This is a genomic window from Campylobacter avium LMG 24591 (genome assembly GCF_002238335.1).
Classification (GTDB): domain Bacteria; phylum Campylobacterota; class Campylobacteria; order Campylobacterales; family Campylobacteraceae; genus Campylobacter_D; species Campylobacter_D avium.
On the sequence record NZ_CP022347.1, the window covers coordinates 1200328 to 1220795 of the forward strand.

The window sequence follows — 20468 nt, forward strand, 5'->3', positions numbered from 1 at the left end:
TAACCAAAGTTAAGAAAAATCAAGAAAAAAATTTATAAAATAAACTTATAAGAAAGGTTAAAAGTGAAAAATATCTGTATCATACCAGCTCGTGGCGGTAGTAAAAGAATTCCCAAAAAAAACATAGTAGATTTTTGCGGTAAACCCCTCATAGCCTATAGCATTGAAAACGCTTTAAATTCTAGTATTTTTGATGAGGTTTTTGTCTCAAGCGATGATGAGGAAATTTTACAAATTTCAGCAAATTTTGGTGCTAAAAGCTTTAAAAGAGATGAATTTTGCGATGATTACTCAAGTAGTTTAGAGGCTTTAAGATACAGCATAAAAGGGCTTTTAAAGCAAAATTTTAATTTTGAAAATGTTTGTCTTTTATACCCTAGCGCACCATTAATAAATGCTGAAATTTTAAAAGAAGCTTATGATAGTTTTTTGCAAAGCAAGGCTTTGTTTTTATTCGCAGCAAGTGAGTTTGATTATCCTATACAAAGAGCCTTTAGCCTAGATGAAAACTCAAGGGTTTGTATGTTTGATGAAAGCTTTTATAATGCAAGGTCGCAAGACTTAACAAGAGCGTATCACGACGCAGGAGCCTTTTATTTTGCTAGTAAAGATACTTGGCTTAAAGAAAATTTCATCTTTAAAAAACACTCAACAGTTTATATTTTAGCTAGAAATTTAAGCTGCGATATAGATACAAAAGAGGACTTAGAATTTGCTAAAATGCTTTATAAAATAAATCAAAACAAAGGATAATACTTGTATATAAGGGATTTAAAAGGCTTGAAATTTCCAGATAATGCCTTGATAAAATTTTTCTTTAAAAACAAGCTTGACAAAGAAAAAGGAAAAACCGTCTTGGAATTTGCCTGCTCAAATGGAAACAACCTAAGCCTTTTTGCAAACTATGATTACAAGTGCTTGGGTGTGGATTTTAACGCTGAAAATATAAAAAACGCAAATTATAACTTCAAAGAAGTGATAGCCGCTAAAAATTACGAATTTTTTAACGAAAATGTATTTGATTTTGTGCAAAAAAAAGAGGGAATTAATGCCGATGTTTTTTTAATGCCAAATTTCATAAATTATTTAAAAAGAGAGGATTTTTTAAGTCTTTTAAAACAAAGCAAGGAAGCTAAAATATATAAGAAAGACTCTATGTTTTTTCTAAGAACAAGAAGTATAAAAGACTATAGATACGGGCTTGGTGAGGAACTTGGCTTAAATAGCTTTAAGATGAGCGATGATAGCACTAAAGAGCTTAACTGTATAAATACCTTATACCAAGAACACGAGCTAGTGCAGTATTTGCGAGATTATTTAAATCTTTATGATTTTACAGTTTTAAATTATGATTCAAGCGCAGTGTTTGAAAATAGGATAGCCTTTGATAGCGATATAGTAATTTACGGGAGGATAAGATGAAAGTAGCCATTATGCAGCCTACTTTTTTGCCTTGGATTGGGTATTTTGCCATGATAAAAAGTAGCGATATTTTTGTCTTTTTAGACACGGTGCAGTTTGAGCAAAGATCTTGGCAAAGCAGAAATAAAATTTTACTGAATAAAAAAGAACATTTGCTGTCTTTATCTTGCAAAAAAGCTCCTCAAAAAACTGCTATAAATGATATGTATTTGCTAGATGAAACTAAGTGGAAAAACACACTTTTAAAAAGCATTCATCACGGTTATTCTAAGAGTAAGAATTTCAAAAAATGCTTTGAAATTGTAGAAAATGCTCTAAAAAATAATACAAAACTAGCCGACTTAAATATAAACATTATAAAAGAATTCGTAAATATCTTAGGCATTAAAACAAGACTTTTAAGGGCTTCTTCTTTACATTTAGCTAAGGCAAAAAAAGAGGGTTTGTTGCTTGAAATTTGCAAGGTTTTAAAGGCAACTGTATATCTTAGCGCGCAAGGTTCTAAGGCTTATTTGGAAAATGATGAAGCAAGGGCTTTGTTTGCAAACAGTGGTGTTAAGATAGAGTATTTTAACTTCACGCACCCAGTGTATAAACAAATGGGGGGGGGGATTGATTTTGTGCCATATCTTAGTATCTTGGATTTTTGTGCTAATGTTGATGATGCGAAATTTGAGTTTGAAAAAATTTAACAAGGATTTTTATGAAAGTGCTTTTTAGAAGTGATAGCTCATCTAGCATAGGACACGGACATATAAAAAGGGATTTAGTCTTAGCAAAACAATACAGCGATGATGAGGTTAGCTTTGCTTGTATAGATCTTGAGGGTTCTTTGATAGATGAAATCCCTTACACAGTCTATGAGCTAAGCTCTGCTAGCATTTATGAGCTTATAAATTTAATCAAAGATATTGGCTTTGACCTGCTTATCATAGATCACTACGACATAGATTATGAGGATGAAAGGCTGATAAAGATAGAAACCGGCATTAAAATTCTAAGCTTTGATGATACTTATCAAAGGCATTATTGCGATATTTTGCTTAATGTAAATGCCTGTGCTAAGGCAAGCGATTACGAGGATTTGGTGCCTAAGGCCTGCGAATTAAGGTGTGGCTTTTCTTATGCCTTGCTGAGGGATGAATTTTACGAGGAAGCAAAGATTAAAAGAGAAAAAATTTATGATTTTTTAATCTGTTTAGGAGGCGTTGATAGCAAAAATTTATCTATAAAAATCGCAGAGGATTTGCCAAAGGATAAGAAAATTTTAATCCTAAGCACGAGTGCAAACATAAATGCAAAGAAGCTAGAAGCTTATGCACAAAGCAAAAAAAATATAGAAGTTTTAATAGACGCACAAAATTTAGCCCAGCTTATGAATGAGAGTAAAAAGCTAATCATAAGTGCCTCATCTTTAGTAAATGAAGCTCTTATGTTAAAGGCAAATTTCAAGGCAATTTACACGCATAAAAATCAAGAAAAAATAGCAACTTGGCTAGGTCAAAGAGGCTATGAGGTGCAAGATTATGCTAGTATTTAAGAATTTTATCAATCTTTCTTTAGAGGAAAAAAAAGAAATTTTAAGACAAAGAAATAGCAGCGATGTGGCTAAGTTTTGTCTAAAAAAATACATAAGTTTAGATGAGCATTTAAACTTCATAGAATCCTTAAAAAATGATAAAACTAAGCTTTATATGCTCGTTTTAAAAGAGGAGGAAATGCTTGGAGTGATAAGCTTTAGCGAGATAAAAGAGCAGGAAGCCTTCTTTGGCTTGTACAAAATTTCTAAGGAAAAAATGGGAACTTTGCTAATGCAAGCTATGCTAGATAAAGGCTTTAAAGACTTAAAACTAAAAAACATAAAGGCTAGGGTTTTAAAGCAAAACACAAAGGCTATAAAACTATACGAAAAATTTGGCTTTAAAACAGTGGCTGAGGAAAAAGAGTATCTTATAATAGAATGTAAAACGGGGGGGGGGGATTAAGCTTTTAAGCTTAAACTCTCATCTTAAGGTGGCTGCATGAAAATAGCCATCTTAAGTTCGAAAAATCAATGGTTCTTGCCTTATGCCAAAAAACTAGCAAAAAGACTAAAAAATTGCGAACTTTTTACAGAGGAAAAAGAGCTTTTAAATAAAAACTTTGACATTTTATTCATACTTTCTTATCATAAAATTTTAAGCAAAAATATCCTTAAAAATAATAAACATAATATAGTAATCCACGCTTCAAATTTACCAAAAGGCAAAGGCTTTGCACCATTTTTTCATCAAATTTTAGAGGGAAAAAATGAGATAGTTTTTACTCTTTTTGAAGCAGATGAAAGTGCTGATCATGGCAAATTTTACATGAAAGATAAACTAAAATTAACAGGCTTTGAGCTGTATAATGAATTGCGTAAAAAACAAGGAGACTTTGTTATAAAAATGGCCTTAAATTTTGTAAAAAATCACAAAGTTTTAAAGCCCAAAGCACAAAAAGGCAAAGAAAGCTTTTACAAAAGGAGATACCCAAAAGATAGCGAATTAAACATCAACAAAAGCATAAAAGAAAATTTTAACCTGCTAAGAATTTGTAACAATACCGACTTTCCAGCATTTTTTTACATAAAAAATCAAAAATACATAGTAAAAATTTACAAAGAAAAGGATAAAATTTTCAAAAAAGAAAGGTAAAAGATGTTGATTAGGAAAGCAAAGGCAAGTGATGTTGATGTGATTTTTGAACTTATGCAAGAGTTGGCAAAACACGAGAATGTGCTTGAATATTTCACTTGCAAAAAAGAGGATTTAAAGAAACTTTTATCTGAAAATTTCGCTCAAGCCCTGCTTGTAGAGCTTGATAATAAAATCATAGCCTTAGCACTTTTTTATATAACTTTTGTTTCTTTTAGTGGTAAAAAAGGGCTTAGGTTGGAAGTTTTTTATGTCAAAGATGAGTATAGAAAAAAGGGTGTTGGAAGAGAGCTTTTCAAGGCTTTGAATGAGGAATGCTTGAAAAATGATTACAAAAATTTAGAATTTATTTGTATAAACTCAAACGCTCAGGGCTATGATTTTTACAGCAAAACCTGCAAACTAAATCCCATAACTTACACATACAAAACCTTTGTTTTAGAAAAAAACGATATGCAAAAAATGCTTGAAATTTTGTAAAAAATATTTTAAAAAATACGATTTAAAAGCAAAGGTTGTAGATGAAGATAGGAAATTTTGACTTAGATGAAAAGGTTTTAATAGTAGCTGAGCTTAGTGCAAATCACGCGGGAAGTCTTGATTTGGCTCTACAAAGCATTAAAAAGGCCAAAGAAGCCGGTGCTGACGCCATTAAAATTCAAACTTATACTCCTAATAGCATTACCTTAAATTCAAACAAAGATGATTTTATCATCAAAGGTGGCTTGTGGGATAAGAGAACTTTTTATGAGCTTTATGAGAGTGCTAAAACACCTTATGAATGGCATTCTTTGATATTTGAAGCGGCACAAGATGCGGGGCTTCTTTGCTTTTCTAGCCCTTTTTGCGAGGAGGATTTAACTTTCTTAACAAGGTTTGACCCTCCTGCTTATAAAATAGCTTCCTTTGAAGCAAACGATGAAAATTTCGTGCGTCTTGTGGCAAGGCAAAAAAAGCCTCTTTTAGTATCAACAGGCATAGCCTTAAAAGAGGAATTGCAAAGAATTTGTGAAATTTGCAAAGAAGAAGGCAATGAAGAACTTGTTTTCTTAAAATGCACCTCAAGCTATCCGGCTGATTTAAGCGATATGAATTTAAACTCCATAAAGCTTTTAAAAGATGAATTTAAGTGCGAGCTTGGCCTAAGTGATCATAGCTTTAGCAACATACCAGCTATCATAGCTATAAGCCTTGGCGCAAGGGTGATTGAAAAGCATTTTTGCCTTGATAAAAGTATAAAAAGCGAGGATAGTGAATTTTCTCTTGATTTTAACGAGTTTAAAAGCCTTTGCGAGGATATTAGAAAAAGCGAACTTGCACTTGGAAAAGCACTTTTTAACGATGAGTTAAAGGAGATTAAAAACCGCGAATTTGCAAGGAGTTTATATGCAAGTGCTGATATAAAAAAGGGAGAGCTTTTTACAAAGGATAATGTAAGAAGCGTAAGACCGGCGTTTGGTTTGCACCCTAAGTATCTAAATTCCTTGCTTGGTAAGAAGGCTAAAAGAGATATAGACTTTGCCTCACCCTTAACGGAAGAGGATTTATGAGTATATTAGTTAAGAATTTAAAGGCTATAAAATCGCCTGTGTTAAAAGACACCCTAAGAAGCATTCAAAACAAAAACTACAAAAGCATACAAGAAAATGACTGCCTAAATATCAAAACGGGGGGGGGCATTTGCATATATCACAATGCAAAAGCTGAGTTAGACGAGATGTTAGCTAAGTATGAGCAGTATAAATTCTATGAGGTTTTGTATTTTTATGGCTTTGGAAGCGGGCTTTTGTATAAAGAATTAGCCAAAAATGAAAACTTAAAGCACATCGTAGTTTTTGAAAGAGATATTGAGCTCTTGCTTTGCGTGCTTTCAAAGCTTGATTTTTCCAAAGAATTGCAAGATGATAAGATAATGATTTTTCACCCTAGCCAAAGTGATGAAATAGCAAATATATGCAAGATTGATAAATTTTGCTATAATTCAAAGCTTTATTTTTTAGATATACATAGCAAATTTTATGAGAACTTTGAGGAGGAAATTCTAAGGCTTAATAACTTTTTAATCTCGCAATTTTCATATTACATAAAATCTATAGGAAACGACCCGCTAGACGCCTTGCAAGGAATTTTACAGTTTATGCAAAATCTTAGTTTTATGTGTGAGAATATAAGCTGTGGCGAACTTTATAAAAAAAGATACAAAAAGCATGACACAGCCGTAATCGTCTCCACAGGCCCCTCTCTTTCTAAGCAGCTAGAGCTTTTAAAGCTCTATCAAGATAGAGTAAGTATCTTTTGTGCGGATTCTGCTTATCCTATACTTATGAAAAATGGCATTGTGCCTGATTATGTCTTTATGATAGAGCGAAGCGATTTTACGGCTGAGTTTTTTAATCACAGCTTCAAAGGAGATGAAAATACCATTTTTATGGTGGCCTCGCTAGCACACCCAAATGCTTTTAAGTATCTAAAAAGAGAAAACAAACAAATTCTAGCACTAACAAGAGCAAATCCCTTTGCCCTGTATTTAAATTTAAAAAACTTTGGCTGGATAGTTGAGGAAAGCAATGTGGCCGTATTTGCCTTTACCACGGCTGTTTATAGGCTTGGTTTTAAAACCGTTCTTTTTATAGGGCAAGATTTGGCCTTTGATGAGTCTGGGCATTCACATCCAAAGGATTATCAACACGGTGAGGATTTTGAACAAGGCTTTTATAAAGAAAAAGATTATGAGCAAATTTTAGGATACGGCGGAAATAAAACCGTAAAAAGCCATAAAATTTGGATAATGTTCAAGCAAAATCTTGAAAATTTCATAAGGCAAGCACCGGCTACAGTAATTAACTGCACCGAAGGAGGAGCTAGAATTTTATACTGCAAAGAAGCCCCTTTTAAGGACTGTTTGCTTGAGTTTGCAAAGCAAAAGAAAAGCTACATAAAGCTTGAAAAAACAACTTTGCAAAAAAGCCTTGAATTTAAATTACAAGCTTATGTTAAAACAAAAAAAAGCATAAAAAAGTGCATTGATTTTACAGAGCTTTTAGAAGAAAATTTTACTGCAATAAAGCAAGAATACGAAAACATACAAAAAATAGCAAACGAGCTAGAATTAATACAAAAGCTAGATGTCTTGCTTGAAAAAGCACAAAATTTCAAAAAATACCTAGAGGCAAATTCGGATGAATTTGATGAATGTTTAATGCAAACCAAAACGCAGTTTAACATAAACTTAGCAAAAATTTATGCACTTTATGTAAGCTCACAGCAAGATTATATAAATAAAAAATTATTTATCATAAAAGAACTTTTGGAGTATTTTCTCTTGCTTGATTCCTTACTTAAGGCCTTTTTAAAGGTGCTTAAAGAGCCATTTGAGAATTTAGAAAAAGAACTTTTGAGTAAAAATTTAAAAAAATATCTAAGGCTTTAAAGATGAAAAAAATTCTACTAAGCGGAGCTGATGGTTTCATAGGCTCTCATCTGTGCGAAATGCTTGTAAAAAAGGGCTTTAAAGTAAGGGCCTTAAGTCAATACAACTCCTTTAACTTCTGGGGACATCTGGAAAAAAGTGAGGTAAAAAACGATGTGGAGCTTATATCTGGGGATTTAAGAGATAGTTTTTTTTGCCAAAAACTAGCAAAGGGCGTTGATGCCATCTTTCATCTTGGTGCTTTAATAGCCATACCCTATTCTTACGAAGCGCCTCAAAGCTATGTAGATACGAACATACAAGGCACGCTTAACATGCTTGAAGCGGCGAAAAATGCAGGTGTGAGCAAATTTATCCACACCTCAACGAGCGAAGTTTATGGCAGTGCCATTTACACACCCATAGATGAAAAGCACCCCTTACAGCCTCAAAGTCCTTATTCAGCGACAAAAATAGCTGCTGATATGCTGGCACTGTCTTATTACAACTCTTTTTCTTTGCCTGTGATGGTGGCAAGGCCATTTAACGCGTACGGCCCAAGGCAAAGTGCAAGGGCGATAATCCCTAGCATAATCAGTCAAATTTTAAGCGGGGTTAAGGAGCTTAAGGTCGGGGATTTAAGCCCAAAAAGAGATTTAAATTTCGTTCTTGATACCTGCGAGGGCTTTTGTGAGCTCTTAAAGCTTGATGAATACGGAGAAGTCTTTAACATAGCCAGCCAAAAAGAATACTCCATGCAAGAAGTGCTTGATAAAATTTTAGACCTTACCAATGCAAAGATAGATGTTGTGGTGGATACTCAAAGACTACGTCCTAAAAATAGCGAGGTTACAAGGCTTTTAGGAGATAGCACTAAGCTTAAAACGCACACAAATTGGCAAAGCAAATTTAGTCTTGATGAGGGTTTAAAACTAAGCATAGAGTATATAAAAGCGAATTTAAACGAGTATAAAAGCGGGATTTATAATGTTTGAAAAGGAAATATCATTTATAAAACAACTTTTTAAAAAAGACAGCATTGCCCTGCACGAGCCTTGTTTCATAGGCAAGGAAAAGGAGTATTTAAAGGAATGTATAGATAGTGGCTTTGTCTCATCTGCTGGTAAATTTGTAGAACTTTTTGAGGAAAAAATAGCACTTTTTACGGGCTCAAAATACGCCATAGCCACCAACTCGGGCACCTCAGCCCTACATATAGCCTTGCTTGCAAATGGTATAGATGAAAAATGCGAGGTTATAACTCAAAGTATAAGCTTTGTTGCAACAGCAAATGCCATAAGCTACACGGGTGCAAAGCCTATATTTTTAGACATTAGCAAGGATAATTTCTCCTTAAGCCCAAAAGCTTTAGAAAAATTTTTAAAAAATGAAAGCTTTATGAAAGATAATAAATGCTTTAACAAAAAGACAAAAAAGCATATAAAAGCTTGTGTAGTAATGCATAGCTTTGGGCTAAGTGCAAAACTTGATAAGATTACAAAACTTTGTAAAAAATACAACATTATACTTATAGAAGACGCTGCACAAGCACTTGGAAGCTACTACAAAGGCAAACATCTAGGCACTTTTGGTAGCAGCAGTGCACTTAGCTTTAATGGAAATAAAATTATTACGGGCGGTTGCGGTGGCATTATACTTAGCAATGACGAAAAGATAGCAAAAAAGGCTAGACACCTAAGCACAACAGCGAAATTAGCACATCCATATGAGTATATACACGATGAGATAGGGTATAATTATAGACTTAGCAATGTAAATGCCGCTATTTTGGTAGCTCAGCTTGAACAGTTGCCATTTTTCTTAGAAAATAAAAGAGCCTTAGCACAAATTTACAAGGAATTTTTTAAAAATAATGATAAAATTAACTTCGTAGATGAAAATGCGCAGTCAAAAAGTAATTTTTGGCTAAATGCTGTTGTTTTTAAAGATGAAGGATTAAGGACCGTGTTTTTGCAAGAATGTATTAAAAACCAAATTTATGCCAGAGCTATTTATAAGCCGCTCAGTGCTTTAAAGCCTTTTTTAAACTGCCAAAAAGACGAGCTAAAAAACACTAAAAAATTTGAAAAACTTTTAGTGAATTTACCTAGTTCTGTGAGGCTTTAATGAAGGATGAAATTTTAATCATAGGTGCAGGTGGGCATGCACTTTCTTGCGTTGATGTTATAGAAAGTGAGGCTAGATTTAAAATAGCTGGCTTTGTGGATAATGAAGCTAATAAAACCGGGCTTGATTATGAAATTTTAGGCAATGACGATGAGCTAAAAAGCCTAAGAAAAAAGTATAAATTCGCCTTTTTAGCCATTGGTCAAACCAAGAGTGCAAATCCTAGAATAAGGCTTTTTGAAAAGCTCAAAAGCTTGGATTTTATTATGCCTACGATAATTTCTCCTCGCGCTTACATCTCAAAATACGCTCAAATAGACAGCGAAGCAAGTATCATAATGCACAATGTGCTTGTTAATGCCGGGGCCAAGGTTGGCAAGGCTTGTATCTTAAACACAAATTCGCTTTTAGAGCATGGCTGCGTTGTGGAGGATTTTAGCCACATTAGCACCTGTGCTGTTGTAAATGGAGACTGCGTGGTAAAAAGGGCTTCCTTTGTAGGCTCAAATACAAATTTAAAGCACGGTCAAATTTTAGGCGAAAATTCTATCTTTTACAAGGACAAATTCTATACGGGGGGGGGGTTAAATTTTTCGTATTTATTTTCCTGCCTCTTCTCTCACTTTTTTTTACCAAATCACAAAGGACATACTATGAAAAAATTTGTAAGCAATGCTGAAATTTCAAATAATGAAGGTACTAATGCTGAAATTTGGCAAAATATTTTCGAAAATAAGGAATGGGGCAAATACCCTAGCGAAACATTGATAAGATTTATAGCAAGAAATTTCTATAATGTAAGCGATAGAAAGGCTATTAATATACTTGAATTAGGACTTGGAACGGGTACAAATTTATGGTTTTGTGCTAGGGAGGGTTTTACTGTAAGTGGTATTGAATGGAGCAAGGCTGGGGTTGATAGATTTTTAAAAAGAATGGATGATGAGGGTTTAAAAGATAGGATTAAGGATATCAAGATAGGAGATTATTACACTATGCTTGATGAATTTGAGGATGAGAGTTTTGACTGCTTCATAGATAGCTACTCGCTTGCTTATAATGACTTTAAAAAAACACAAGATATAATCAAAAAAGCCGTCAAAAAGCTTAAAAAAGGCGGGAAATTTCTAAGCATAACACCAAGCTTTAACAACTTAGGTTTTTATAAGGATGAAAGCTTGCCTTATCATTCTTGCAAGCCAACTGAGGGCTGCGACGCTTTTACAGGGCTTATTAGATACTGCGATGATGAGGATATAAAAAAGCTTTATAATGGAGATAATTTTAAAATAACATCCATATCTTTAATCAATACAAAAGAAAACAACAAGCCTCTTACCGAACTTTACATAATACAAGGAGAAAAAGATGCCTAAAGAACTTTGGGAAGGAATTTTTTCAAGCAGGGAATGGGGCAAATACCCTAGCGAAACATTGATAAGATTTATAGCAAGGAATTTCTATAATGTAAGCGATAGAAAGGCTATTAATATACTTGAATTAGGACTTGGAACGGGTACAAATTTATGGTTTTGTGCTAGGGAGGGTTTTACTGTAAGTGGTATTGAGTGGAGCAAGGCTGGGGTTGATAGATTTTTAAAAAGAATGAATGATGAGGGTTTAAAAGATAGGATTAAAGATATCAAGATAGGAGATTATTATACTATGCTTGATGAATTTGAGGATGAGAGTTTTGACGCTATCATAGATGTTGCTTCTTTGTGTTGCAATGACTTTGAAAAAACAAGGGCGATATTTTTAAAATCCTTAACAAAGCTTAAAAAAGGCGGGAAATTCTACTCAAGCCATATAGCTAAAGGAATTTTAGGTTTTGATGAGAGTTTGGGCGAGTATTATGAGCCAAAAGAAGGGATTTATCAGCATGTTGGCAAACTTCGCTTTGAGGATGAGCAAAGTATAGCTATGCTTTTTAAGGCTGATGACTTTTCTTTTTCCTTAAGCAAGACGACACTTCAAAAAGACGGGGTTTTGCTTGATAGCTTGCTTATAGTTGAAGGAAGCAAAGCTTGAGTTTTAGCTTTGAAAAAGATATATATTTAGATAAAAACTATGTTGCTTTGTTTGGGGAGCTTTTTGAATTTGAGTTTAAAAAAGATGAGAAGTATTTTAAGCTTGTAGCCAATAAAAACAAGATAAAAAATAGCGAATTTTACGACTTAAGCTCTGCTTATGGATACAGCTCTATCTTTGCGAACACAAGCGATACAAGCTTTTTAAACGAGGCTTTGTCGGCCTTAAAAAGTAGATGTTTTGATGAAAATATCATAGCAATTTTTTTAAGATTGCACCCTTATGATGTAAATTTAAGCTTTTTTGAAAAGAAATTTGATTTTTTTGAGCAAAATAGAAAGCTTGTGCTGCTTGAGCTTAAAAATGATATCAACGAGACAAGAAGCTCTTACAGCCCTAGAATGAGAACCTGCGTAAGAAAAGCAAGAAAAGAGCTTAAGATAGAATTTGCCGATGAAAAAGACAAAGATAGCTTCGTTAAATTTTATGAAAAAAGCATGAAAAGTCTTGGCGCTTCAAGCTTTTATTTTTTTAACAAAGACTACCATAATGCCCTTTTTAATTTCGAGCAATACTACCTTTTAAAAGCCTCTTATGAAAATCAAATTTTAGGCTTTGTCTCATTTTTCTTAGGCGCTGATTTTTCGTATTATCACTTAGGTGCCACCTCAAAGCTGATGAATGCAAACGCTGCCTTGCTAGACTTTTCTTTTGAATTTATGTCTTTGAAAAAAAGCAAGATATGTATCTTGGGAGGAGGCTTAAAGGATGATGATAGCCTTTATAAATTTAAAAGCAAATTTTCTAAACAAAACGCTAAATTTTACATAGGCGGCATTATCACAAATAAAAAGGCGTATAATGAGCTTTGCAAAGCTCATTTAAATCCTAAATTCTTAAAATACAGATTTTAAGCTTAAAAAGGAATCACGCAAGGAGAAAAAGACCTTATATATTTTGCTGTTTCTTTTAGGCTTAAAGACCTTCCCTCTATATACACATAAGGTATGGTTAAGGCGCCGATAACATTTTTGCTAAATTTAGAAAACAAAGGTATGGAAATGTCAATTATACCCTTTGCGTAATAAGAATAATTCATATAATAACCATCTTTGCATATCTTAGCAAAGGTCTTTTCCAAAGCCTTATCAACCTTTAGCACAGCCTCTCTTTCCTCCTTGCTTGCAAACGCTAGCAACAAAAGACCTGAATTTGTATTTTGCATAGGCTTTGTATATCCTATACGCACGACAAAGCCGGCCTCATTATGCAAGTGAGAGCGTGCTATAACAGAGATGTTTTTATCAGTTTGTATGGCAAAATGGACAGACTGTTTTGTATAAGATGAAATTTCTTCTAAGATAGGAGATACCGCGTCAAATAAGGTGGAATTATCCCTAAAATTCATGGAAAGCAAAAAAAGTTTTGGCGTAAGTGCAAATGATTCAGTATTCTTGTCCTTTTTTATATAGTCGTGAGTATGCAAAACCTGCATAATTCTATATATATGTGAAACACTCATATTAAGCTGAGAGGCTATGGAATGCAAGGTAAGCGGTGTTTTTTGCGTTGATAAAAATTCCAAAATTTGCAAACCTCTGCTGAGTGCTGGGGCTGTGTATGACCTCATAAAGTACCTTTCTTTCAATTTTAGAAGTTTAAATTTATAACCAAAAATTATAAATAAATAACTAAATATATTTTTAACGCTATAATTAATTTTCATCCTGACAAAAAATTACAGTTTTAAGTTCTAATTAATACGAATTTTGTAATAATAATTACACTTGCCGTAAGCAAAGAAGCTAAGGTAAGTAAAGGGTAATTTTTTTCATACAGAGTAAGTAGGACTTAACTCCTACTTGCTTTTGTTTTATCACCTCTTTACATTTTTTAAATTTAAATTTTAAAATTGTTTTTATAAAAAAATAAGATTTTTTTTGTATAATATCGGCTTTTAACTGGGGGGGGGGGATTTAAATTTTGCTTTCAATTTTATATGTGGCTATCTTTTTAAGCTTTGTAGCCTTTGTTTTTGCTATCTATCAATTAAATTTCATCTTGGCTGGTTTTTTGATACTGATTTTTCTTTCTTGCTTGTATTTGGTGTTTTTAAAAAGAAAAGAGGATAAAACCTTAGACAAATTTTTAAGCCTAAGCTCTGAGTTAAAAGAGGGAAATTTCGACGGAAGAATAATTAACATAGGCATTAAAGATGAAAAATTAAGCCAAATTGCCGACAACATCAACGATACTTTAGACCAGCTTGAAGCGTATTTAAGGGAAATAAATACCGCTGTGTATTCTTCAGAAAATGGCATGTATTACAGAAAGGCTTTAGAACAAGGACTTAAGGGAATTTTCGCAAGTAACATCAAATTTATAAATTCCTCGCTTGATGATATAGAAGCAACAGCTAAAACGGTATTTAAAAACGCCTTGTCAAAAAATTTGATGAATATTTATCTAAACACGCAAAACAAAGACTTACTGCGAATTTCTGATTACTTAAACTCTGATATAGATGTGATGAAAAATTTGTATGAAGTGGTTGTTGATATTGAAAAAAATACCAAGCAAAGTACTGTTGATGTGAATTTATTGCAAAATGACTTAAATTCTTTGGTCGAGCTTACAAATTCAAGCAAAACTGCGGTGCAGGTTTTTGCGGATAACTCCCAAAACATAAGCTCCATAGTAGAAACCATAAAAGAAATAGCAGAGCAAACAAACCTACTAGCCCTAAATGCTGCCATTGAGGCTGCAAGAGCTGGAGAATACGGACGCGGTTTTGCCGTGGTGGCCGATGAGGTTAAAAACCTAGCTGATAAAGTAGGACACGCAACAAATGACATAGCAGCCGGCATACAAGGCATACTAAACGAGATACAAACCATACAAAACAACAGCGAAGAAGTTTTTAGCACCACAAAAGAATCAGAAAACAAGATAATAAAACTCTTAGAAACACTTAACAATTTCGCTACAAATTCAGCAAGCCTAGGGATGTCCTTTGATGAATTTGCAGAAAAAATAATCCTTACAGTAGTTAAGATAGAACACATACTTTACAAATCAGATATTTACTTGCAACTTAACGGCTCTAAGTCTTTGATAAGCGGCTTAAAACCTATCTCAAAACTTTTAGATGATGAGGGAATTAGCCCTGTGATATTTAAGTACGCAAGCAAAGATTTCTTAGACAAAGCACAAACATCGCTGGAGAAAAGCTCGCAAGCTGCCCTAGAACTTTCAAAGCAATTTATAGATAAGAAAGTCCATGATGAAGTGATTGCGAATGTAAAACAAGCAGAAGAAATTTCGCAGTCAATAGTTGAAAAGCTAGAGGTAAAGGAATAACATGGAAATAAAGCTTGAAAAAGAAACGCTAATCACCTCAAAAACAGACCTAAAAGGCTGTATAACATACGCAAATTACGACTTTATAAAATACGCAGGATACACGCTAGAACAGCTAATAGGCAAACCGCACAACATGGTAAGACACGAAGACATGCCAAAAACTGTGTTTAAATACCTTTGGGATTACATAAAAGAGGGGAAAGAAATTTTCGCCTTTGTGAAAAACAAAAGCAAAAACGGCGACTTTTACTGGGTTTTTGCAAATGTAACCCCGTCAAAAAACATAAGCGGAGAAATAGTTGGCTACTACTCAGTAAGAAGAAAGCCAAATGAGCTAGCCATAAAAAACATAGAAGAGCTTTATTCTAAGCTACTTGAGATAGAGAAAAAAGAGGGCTTAAACGCAGCTTGTGCTCAGCTGCAAGGCTTTTGCGATGAAAAACAAAAAAGCTATAATGAACTAATCTTTGCCCTGCAGCACTTACAAGAATAACACCCTTTGCCTTAATGCAGATATATCATCAAAGTTAGAAAAATCCGCATTTCTAGCAAGCATTTTCTTAAGCTCATCTTGTGAGTACTTATCATGGTTAAAAAGCATAATGCAAAGCTCATCGCCCTCTGTTAAAAAGGTGTGTTCATACTTTGGCATATATCTTGTGGCACCTATACTTATGAGCGCTTTTTTAGGATATTTAGCCTCCTTTAGCATAAGACTTAAATTTTCTAAGACGGCAAAGTCTTGCTGACTGTTTATCGTTTTTATCATCCACTCAAGCAATTTAGAGTAAAAATAGCTGTAAGTGCTTACCTTACTAACTTCGCCGTAATTTTCAAATTCAGCACTATCTTTATGTCTTATAAAAGAAGCTATGGAGTAAAAATCGCAAATATGACCCTTTTCAAAGACATCTATTGGAATTTTCTTATCACCAAAACCCTTTGAAGCTGTGGAAAAGTTCTTTTTTTGAGAAATTTTACTAGCCTTTATGCCCTCTCTTATGGATGTATCATTAAAAGCCATAAAATACAAAGGCTTGATAGAAAGTACTAACTCATCTTTGTAAGAGAGCTCACACTCAAGTGCTAACTCAGGTTCTGCCTGGACTTTACAGCCTTTTGGAATGATAATCTTTTCATTATCTATACAGTAACGCGATAAAAAGCTCGTAGAATTTGGCACATAAAATGCAAACATTCCCTTTGGTGCATCAGCATCATCAGTCTTAATTAAAACAAAGTCTTTTGCCTCGCCGGCTTGTTCTAAGTGCTTTGCAAAATTTCCAGCTAAAGCAAGTCCTATAATATCTTTCATTTTGAAACCTCACATCGTTAGATTGTATTCTTATAAGCATTAAAAATTTATATTTTTAAGAATTTTTTTAAAAAAATATTTTTTTAATTGTTTCGTAAATACACAAAAAAACTATATTTAAAAGCAATTTGTAATATTTTTTTAAATCTTAAAATGCTAAAATAATGCATTTAAATAAAGGCTTAATTATGCAAAACTCAGCTAAATTATTTTTCAACAGAGAACTTTCTTGGCTTAAGTTTAACACAAGAGTGCTAGATCAATGCTCAAAAGACATACCTTTACTTGAAAAACTTAAATTTATAGCCATTTATTGCACAAATTTAGATGAGTTTTATATGATAAGAGTAGCCGGACTTAAGAAGTTATTTAGCGCAGGCATAAACGCAAGCGGCGATGATGAGATGACTCCTTTAAACCAGCTTAAAGAAATTCGCTCTTACATAAGAAAAGAAAAGCCTTTGCTAGAAAAATACTTTAATGAAATTTTAGCAAATCTCAAAAAAGAAAATTTGCACATAAGCTCTTATGATGAGGTGGATGAGGCCTTGAAACAAAAATGCGATGAGTTTTTCTTTTCAAATATCTTGCCCCTCATCGTTCCAATCGCAGTGGATGCAACTCACCCTTTTCCTCATCTAAACAATCTTAGCTTCGCCTTGGCCGTCAAACTAAGTGATAATGCAAATCCTGACATAGTTAAATTTGGAATGATACGAATTCCAAGGTTGTTGCCAAGATTTTACGCAGCTAGCTCAAATGTCTATGTTCCCATAGAAAGCATAGTAAAAAATCACACTGAAAGCATTTTCCCAGGATACAAGCTAATCGCCTCAGCACCTTTTAGGGTTACTAGAAATGCAGACATAGACATAGAGGAAGAAGAAGCCGATGATTTTATGATGCTCTTAGAGCAAGGCCTAAAATTAAGGCGAAAGGGAGCTTTTGTAAGATTACAAATTCAAAAAAATGCAGATAAACAGATAATGGACTTTTTGGTAAATCATATGCAAATTTTTCCAAAAGATATTTACGAGTATTCTATCTTGCTAAATTTATCAACACTGTGGCAAATCGTTTCAAATAAAGACTTTGCTCATCTTTTACTGCCTCACTACACGCCAAAAACACTGCAACCCTTTAACGAAAATTCATCTGTTTTTGAGACGATAGACAAGGAAGATGTGCTGATTTTTCAACCTTATGAAAGCTTCGACCCTGTTTATAGGCTGATTAAAGAGGCTAGCAAGGATAATGATGTAATCTCCATAAGAATGACCCTGTATAGAGTTGAAAAAAATTCAAAGATAGTTGGTGCCTTGATAGATGCGGCAAATGACGGCAAGCAAGTTACTGTTATGGTGGAGCTTAAGGCTAGATTTGATGAGGAGAATAATTTACATTGGGCAAAGGCTTTGGAGGACGCTGGAGCACATGTGATATACGGCATAGCTGGCTTTAAGGTTCATGCAAAAATATGCCAGATAATTAAAAGAGAAAATGATAAGCTGAAATTTTACATGCACCTTAGCACAGGTAATTACAACGCTAGCACGGCTAGAATTTACACGGATGTGAGTTATTTTACAAGCAAGATTGAATTTGCAAGAGATAGCACGAATTTCTTTCACATACTATCTGGCTTTAGCAAGACAAAAAGGCTTGAAACGCTGTCTATGAGCCCGGGGCAAATCAAAGAAAATGTTATAAAAATGATAAGGCTTGAAACAAGCAAAGCAAGCGAGGGACACATAATAGCCAAGATGAATTCCTTAGTAGATAGTGATGTGATAAAGGCTTTGTATGAGGCTTCAAAGGCCGGAGTTAAGATAGAGCTCATCATAAGGGGAATTTGCTGCTTAAGGCCGAATTTGTCATTTAGCAAAAATATAAAGGTAAGAAGTATCATAGGTAAGTATTTAGAGCATGCTAGAATTTTTTATTTTAAGCACAGCGAGCCAAATTATTTTATCTCAAGTGCTGATTGGATGCCTAGGAATTTAGATAGAAGGCTTGAGCTTATGACCCCTATTTTTGATAAAAAGTCAAAGGCTAAGCTAGCGCAAATTTTAAGGCTGCAACTTGAAGATAGCGAACTATCATACGAACTTGATAGCAATGGGGATTATCACAAACTAAAAGAAAACGACAAGCCTTTAAATTCTCAGCAAAAATTAGAAGATTATATGAATAAAATATATAAAATTCTTAAAAAAGACACAGGGCAAAACCGTGCTGAATACCTTGCCTCAAAGCTATTTAAAGAAAGCTAGTCTATCTTAAGCACTGATAAAAAAGCTTCTTGCGGCAAATGCACTTTGCCTATAGCTTTCATACGCTTTTTACCTTCTTTTTGTTTTTCTAAGAGCTTTCTTTTTCTGGTTATATCTCCTCCATAGCACTTTGCTGTTACATTTTTTCCCATTGATTTTACGGTTTCTCTAGCTATTATTTTTGAGCCTATGCTTGCTTGAATAGCTACTTCAAAGAGCTGTCTAGGCACTATTTCTTTCATAGCTTTTACAAGCTCTCTACCCTTGCTTTGTGCCTCGCTTTTTGGCACTATTACGCTTAAAGCATCTACATTTTCTCCAGCTACCTTTATATCAAGCTTTACAAGATCAGCCTCTCTATACTCTATAGGCTCATAATCAAAACTAGCATAGCCCTTGCTTAGAGATTTTAGCTTGTCATAAAAATCCATTATTATTTCATTTAAAGGTATATCGTATTCAAGCAAAACCCTAGTGGGATTTATATAATCCATCTTTGTTTGTATAGCTCTTTTTCTATTTAAAAGTGTTATTAAATTTCCTACAAATTCACTCGGAGTGATTATTGTAGCCTTTACAAATGGTTCTTTTATAAAATTTATTTTATTTACAGGTGGAAGTTCGCTAGGATTTTGTATGTTTATTACCGTGCCATCGTTTAAATGCACTTCGTAAGTAACTGTTGGTGCTGATGCTATTAAATCAAGCTTAAATTCTCTTTCTAGCCTTTCTTTTATCACTTCCATATGTAAAAGTCCTAAAAAGCCCACTCTAAAGCCAAAGCCAAGTGCTAAAGATGTCTCTGGTTCGTATGTTATGGAGCTGTCATTTAGCTTAAGCTTATCAAGTGCATCTCTTAAATCTTCAAATTTATCAGTATCTATAGGGTAAATTCCTGCAAAAACAAAGGCTTTTGCCTTTTCAAAACCAGCTATAGCTTCTTTTGCTTCATTTTTTGTGCAAGTTATAGTATCGCCTACTTGTAAATCAGAAACATTTTTAAGCCCCAAAACTACAATGCCTACTTCCCCTGATTTTAAAATATTTGTCTTTTTTTGACTTATTGGGTGAGGGTATAAAAGCTCCAAAACATTGTGCTTTTTTCCAGAAGACATTATTAAAACTTCCTCATTTTTTTTAATGCTACCATCATAAATTCTAATCAAAGCCAAGGCTCCAAGGTAATTATCAAACCAAGAATCATAAATCAAAGCTTTAGTAGGGGAATTCTCATCTATTTTTGGAGCTGGAATTTTTTTTATTATATTTTCTAAGAGTTCTTTTATACCTTCGCCAGTTTTTGCACTTACGCAGATTGCATTTGAGCAATCTATGCCTATGATGTGCTCTATTTCGTGTTTTACTTTGTTTATATCGGCTGAAGGAAGATCTATTTTGTTTATAACCGGTATTATTTCAAGATTATTTTCTAAGGCTACATAAACATTAGCTATGGTTTGAGCCTCAACTCCTTGCGAGGCATCAACTACAAGTAAAGCACCCTCACAGCTTGCTAAGCTTTTGCTAACCTCATAAGAAAAATCAACATGTCCGGGAGTATCTATCAAATTTAGTATATATTTTTGCTCCTCAAATTCATACTCAAGCCTTACTGATTGTGCCTTTATGGTTATGCCTCTTTCTTTTTCTATATCCATAGTATCAAGCACTTGAGAGCTCATTTGTCTTTCATTTATGGCATTGCACTCTGTTATTATCCTATCTGCTAGGGTGCTTTTGCCGTGGTCTATGTGTGCTATGATTGAAAAATTTCTAATATTACTCATTTTACTTCCTAAATCGCACATTCTAGCAAAACTTGCTTTAAAGAAAAATTTAATATAATTAAACAA

At 33.7% G+C, this 20468-nt stretch carries 19 protein-coding genes and 1 pseudogene; 17 read left to right on the top strand and 3 right to left on the bottom strand.

The genetic code is table 11. The features are described 5' to 3' along the window. The first annotated feature begins 63 nt into the window (after positions 1 to 63). Genes pseF through CAV_RS06170 form a run of 14 tightly spaced genes read left to right on the top strand, consistent with a single transcriptional unit; the run spans position 64 to position 12578 of the window. The gene (gene pseF / locus CAV_RS06100) at positions 64 to 753 is read left to right on the top strand and encodes a pseudaminic acid cytidylyltransferase (protein WP_094325640.1); all 690 of its coding nucleotides are present in this window, start codon (positions 64 to 66) and stop codon (positions 751 to 753) included. A gap of 3 nt (positions 754 to 756) precedes the next feature. After that, positions 757 to 1422, top strand: coding sequence for a methyltransferase domain-containing protein (locus tag CAV_RS06105; protein WP_094325641.1), 666 nt, complete (start codon positions 757 to 759; stop codon positions 1420 to 1422). Then, complete coding sequence (locus CAV_RS06110; protein ID WP_169711639.1) at positions 1419 to 2114, top strand: WbqC family protein; 696 nt, start codon at positions 1419 to 1421, stop codon at positions 2112 to 2114. Before CAV_RS06105 ends, CAV_RS06110 begins: the two co-directional genes overlap by 4 nt. 11 nt (positions 2115 to 2125) lie before the next feature. Further along, positions 2126 to 2962 carry a UDP-2,4-diacetamido-2,4,6-trideoxy-beta-L-altropyranose hydrolase gene (gene pseG, locus CAV_RS06115; protein WP_094325642.1) on the top strand — a complete coding sequence of 279 codons (837 nt, stop codon included), beginning with the start codon at positions 2126 to 2128 and terminating at the stop codon, positions 2960 to 2962. Next, entirely contained in the window at positions 2949 to 3407 is a 459-nt protein-coding gene (gene pseH / locus CAV_RS06120; RefSeq protein WP_157676342.1) for a UDP-4-amino-4,6-dideoxy-N-acetyl-beta-L-altrosamine N-acetyltransferase, read from the top strand. The genes pseG and pseH overlap by 14 nt, the downstream gene beginning before the upstream one ends. Before the next feature lie 36 nt (positions 3408 to 3443). Then, positions 3444 to 4097, top strand: a complete 654-nt coding sequence (locus tag CAV_RS06125) for a formyltransferase family protein (RefSeq protein WP_094325644.1) — start codon at positions 3444 to 3446, stop codon at positions 4095 to 4097. 3 nt (positions 4098 to 4100) lie between these two features. After that, on the top strand, positions 4101 to 4577 hold the full coding sequence (locus tag CAV_RS06130) for a GNAT family N-acetyltransferase (protein WP_094325645.1): 477 nt from the start codon (positions 4101 to 4103) through the stop codon (positions 4575 to 4577). A 41-nt stretch (positions 4578 to 4618) separates the two neighbouring features. Further along, positions 4619 to 5647 carry a pseudaminic acid synthase gene (pseI, locus tag CAV_RS06135; protein ID WP_094325646.1) on the top strand — a complete coding sequence of 343 codons (1029 nt, stop codon included), beginning with the start codon at positions 4619 to 4621 and terminating at the stop codon, positions 5645 to 5647. Next, positions 5644 to 7527: a motility associated factor glycosyltransferase family protein gene (locus CAV_RS06140; RefSeq protein ID WP_094325647.1), complete on the top strand. Its 1884-nt coding sequence runs from the start codon at positions 5644 to 5646 to the stop codon at positions 7525 to 7527. The genes pseI and CAV_RS06140 overlap by 4 nt, the downstream gene beginning before the upstream one ends. Before the next feature lie 2 nt (positions 7528 to 7529). Then, complete coding sequence (locus tag CAV_RS06145; RefSeq protein WP_094325648.1) at positions 7530 to 8501, top strand: GDP-mannose 4,6-dehydratase; 972 nt, start codon at positions 7530 to 7532, stop codon at positions 8499 to 8501. After that, the gene (locus CAV_RS06150) at positions 8494 to 9633 is read left to right on the top strand and encodes a LegC family aminotransferase (RefSeq protein WP_094325649.1); all 1140 of its coding nucleotides are present in this window, start codon (positions 8494 to 8496) and stop codon (positions 9631 to 9633) included. The genes CAV_RS06145 and CAV_RS06150 overlap by 8 nt, the downstream gene beginning before the upstream one ends. After that, entirely contained in the window at positions 9633 to 11009 is a 1377-nt protein-coding gene (locus CAV_RS09110; protein ID WP_245807396.1) for a PglD-related sugar-binding protein, read from the top strand. Before CAV_RS06150 ends, CAV_RS09110 begins: the two co-directional genes overlap by 1 nt. Beyond that, positions 11002 to 11664: a class I SAM-dependent methyltransferase gene (locus CAV_RS06165; protein WP_094325650.1), complete on the top strand. Its 663-nt coding sequence runs from the start codon at positions 11002 to 11004 to the stop codon at positions 11662 to 11664. The genes CAV_RS09110 and CAV_RS06165 overlap by 8 nt, the downstream gene beginning before the upstream one ends. Then, the gene (locus CAV_RS06170) at positions 11661 to 12578 is read left to right on the top strand and encodes a hypothetical protein (RefSeq protein ID WP_094325651.1); all 918 of its coding nucleotides are present in this window, start codon (positions 11661 to 11663) and stop codon (positions 12576 to 12578) included. The genes CAV_RS06165 and CAV_RS06170 overlap by 4 nt, the downstream gene beginning before the upstream one ends. Positions 12579 to 12580: 2 nt before the next feature. Here CAV_RS06170 and CAV_RS06175 read toward each other — a convergent pair whose 3' ends face one another. Continuing rightward, positions 12581 to 13294: an IclR family transcriptional regulator gene (locus tag CAV_RS06175; protein ID WP_094325652.1), complete on the bottom strand. Its 714-nt coding sequence runs from the start codon at positions 13292 to 13294 to the stop codon at positions 12581 to 12583. Positions 13295 to 14370: 1076 nt separating this feature from the next. Here CAV_RS06175 and CAV_RS09325 point away from each other — a divergent pair. Beyond that, positions 14371 to 15024, top strand: a pseudogene (locus tag CAV_RS09325) (methyl-accepting chemotaxis protein); the annotation flags it as partial. A gap of 1 nt (position 15025) precedes the next feature. Continuing rightward, entirely contained in the window at positions 15026 to 15520 is a 495-nt protein-coding gene (locus tag CAV_RS06185; protein ID WP_094325653.1) for a PAS domain-containing protein, read from the top strand. On the opposite strand, the gene CAV_RS06190 is transcribed toward CAV_RS06185, so the two are convergent. Continuing rightward, positions 15509 to 16342 carry a DUF5718 family protein gene (locus CAV_RS06190; protein ID WP_094325654.1) on the bottom strand — a complete coding sequence of 278 codons (834 nt, stop codon included), beginning with the start codon at positions 16340 to 16342 and terminating at the stop codon, positions 15509 to 15511. The two genes, CAV_RS06185 and CAV_RS06190, sit on opposite strands and share 12 nt — an antisense overlap. A 188-nt stretch (positions 16343 to 16530) precedes the next feature. Here CAV_RS06190 and CAV_RS06195 point away from each other — a divergent pair, with 188 nt between their 5' ends. Continuing rightward, the gene (locus CAV_RS06195) at positions 16531 to 18615 is read left to right on the top strand and encodes an RNA degradosome polyphosphate kinase (RefSeq protein WP_094325655.1); all 2085 of its coding nucleotides are present in this window, start codon (positions 16531 to 16533) and stop codon (positions 18613 to 18615) included. Here CAV_RS06195 and lepA read toward each other — a convergent pair. Beyond that, positions 18612 to 20402: a translation elongation factor 4 gene (gene lepA / locus CAV_RS06200; RefSeq protein ID WP_094325656.1), complete on the bottom strand. Its 1791-nt coding sequence runs from the start codon at positions 20400 to 20402 to the stop codon at positions 18612 to 18614. The two genes, CAV_RS06195 and lepA, sit on opposite strands and share 4 nt — an antisense overlap. Positions 20403 to 20468 lie beyond the last annotated feature (66 nt).